Annotated in this window: 2 protein-coding genes; both read right to left on the bottom strand. The window is 52.8% G+C overall.

The window, feature by feature from the left end; translation table 11 throughout:
* Positions 1-1,659 (bottom strand): DNA mismatch repair protein MutS (gene mutS, locus NZ772_17055; GenBank protein ID MCS6815265.1); only part of this gene is annotated, 1,659 nt, incomplete at its 3' end.
* Between the two features lie 370 nt (positions 1,660-2,029).
* Positions 2,030-2,627: ribose-phosphate diphosphokinase (prs, locus tag NZ772_17050; protein ID MCS6815264.1), on the bottom strand; the 598-nt coding region annotated here is incomplete at its 5' end.

Below are 2,627 nucleotides of genomic sequence, written 5' to 3'. Positions count from 1 at the left end.
GGCAGGTACTTGATCTGCCTTAGCACGGGAAATGCTGATGTAATACCCAAAGGTTTTGTTGTAACTCACCTTGAGGGTGGGAATGCCTGTAGCCGATCGCTCCTCTGCCTCTAGGTTGGCTATCCACTGTTGGTCTGCCTCTACTTGCTGTCGTAACGCATCCAATTGCTGGTTCACCCCAGGACGGATCAGATTACCTTCCGTCAGATATAGGGGTGGAGAGTCTGTCAGATGGGTACGCAGGCGTTGTCCTAGTTGCTCTAGATCGGGGGGAACCTGTTGCAGAGTGACGAGATAGGGCGATCGTGCCTCTGCCACCAACATCGCTAGTTCTGGCAACTTGCCAAAGGACTCCGCCAGTGCCACCAAATCACGGGCATTGGCAGTTCCTGACCCCGCCCGTCCTGTCAGTCGTTCCAGGTCATAGATACCCTTTAGCAATGCCTGGAGTTGTTGCCGCAGTTCTAGGTTGTCTACCAGTTCTTGAATCGTATCCTGGCGAGCTGTAATCTCGTCAATGCTAAGCAATGGTTGCAGGAGCCATCGGCGCAGGGCACGACCACCCATGGCTGTTACGGTGCGATCGATCGCCCACAGCAAAGAACCATACAGCGTCCCATCCCGCACAGTCTGGGTAATCTCCAAATTGCGCCGCGTCTGGTGATCTAGCGTCAAATAATCCGCCAAGGTATAGGTACGTAGGAGTTGGAGGGGAATCGAGTGTGGCGTGCTGACTCCAGAATCTGTCCCTAGCCCTTTCTTCTCCCGTTCCCAGGTTTCCTCTAGATACTCCAACAAGCCGCCAGCAGCACGGATCACGAGGGGCAGGTGGTTACAGCCCAGTCCTTCGAGGGAACGCAGGCGAAAGCGGGTGAGCAGACGGTGACGGGCTTCTGGCAGGCTGAAGGGCAATTGGGGACGCAGGGTGTAGCAAAACTGGGGAGGCAGGCTTGCAGGCAGTTGCTCAGTTTTTTCACCAGGACGCAACAGACCCACCAAATCAGGGGCATCGGTAGGCAGCAACACTTCCGAAGGCTGGATGCGAAATAGTTCTTGGGTCAGTTGCTCCAATAGGGATTTATTCTGGAGGGTTTCTACGGATTGGGTGGCCAAGAATTCACCAGTAGAGACATCGGCATAGGCTAAACCCCAATGGTTACCGGCTAGGACGATCGCCGCCAAAAAGTTATTGCATCGTGCCTGCAACATCCCCTCTTCCAGCACTGTTCCTGGTGTAATCACACGGGTTACTTCCCGCCGCACCAACCCCTGGGCTGCTGCTGGATCTTCCACTTGGTCGCAGATTGCCACAGCATAGCCCCGATCCACCAGCAGGGCACAGTAGCGCTCTAGGGCATGATGGGGAATGCCCGCCATAAACGCCCGGTCTAAATCCTTACCGCACTCTTTGCTGGTCAGCACCAGTTCTAGTTCCCGCGCCACGGTAATCGCATCCTGGAAGAAAGTCTCGAAAAAGTCCCCCACCCGATAGAGCAAAATTGCCTGGGGATACTGATCCTTGACATCTGCATAGTGACGCATCATTGGGGTCAGCGCTTCCCGATCTACCTCTTGGTGGTTGGCATAGCGCCCTGTCTGCTTGTTCAGTTGTTCAGAGATGCCCGCCGTTGGGTCAGGCGTAGATGCAGGAACACTCATGGAATTCAGAATAACCAAGGCAACTGTCTTATCATGTTACCTACAGTCACGAACCATGACTGCCCAATTTGGCAGAATTATGTGCTGAAGTGAACACGCCCGATCAACTCTCTCATCATCTAGGTTGCAGCGATCGCGCAACTCCTCAATTCAAACGGTGAGGCTTCTCCTTTGGTTCAGTCTAGCGTTATGCTCAGACCAGTCGCAGTGTGGTATTAAGGTTTCACAGCAGGTTTGAGGTGTGGTAACTGAAACGTACCATACCTGTGCTCTTTTGCAACCCCTCTCTATGCAACACTGCCAAACAGTGTTAGCGGTGGTTGTGTCCTAGCCAACCAGCTTGGAGGATCTGATTCAATCTTGCTTCACTTCAGCGGAACATGCTGCTTACTGAACTGTCTTCGTGAATTCGCCAAATGGCCTCTCCTAGCAGGTTTGCCACCGATAACACAGTTAATTGCGAAAACACGTGGTCTGGCGGCACTGGGATAGTGTTGGTGACAATCACTTCTTCAAACAAGCCACTAGCAAGCCGCTCACTAGCAGGGGGTGAAAAGACCGCATGGGTAGCGCAGGCATAAACTGCCCTAGCTCCCTGTTGGCGCAATAGCCGCGCTCCCTCACAGATGGTTCCAGCAGTGTCAATCATGTCGTCTACAAGAATGGCAGTTTTGTCCTTAACATCACCAATTACATTTAGGACTTCTGCCACATTGTGCGCCTGTCGCCGTTTGTCAATAATGGCAAGGGGAGCGTCGTTTAGCTTTTTGGCAAAGGCTCTAGCACGGGCAACACCGCCTACATCAGGAGAAACCACTACAATATCAGCTAGGTTCTTGGCCTCTAGATATTGCAAGATTATCGGTGAGCCGTAAACATGGTCGAAGGGGATATCGAAGTAGCCTTGAATCTGTGCTGAATGGAGATCCATCGCTAGGATACGACTGGCACCAGCCTGGGTAATGAGA

It is taken from the genome of Cyanobacteriota bacterium (assembly GCA_025054735.1).
In the GTDB taxonomy this organism is placed as follows: Bacteria; Cyanobacteriota; Cyanobacteriia; order SKYG9; family SKYG9; genus SKYG9.
Note: the sequence above shows the minus strand (reverse complement) of the source record. Positions and strands in the feature narration are given on the sequence as shown.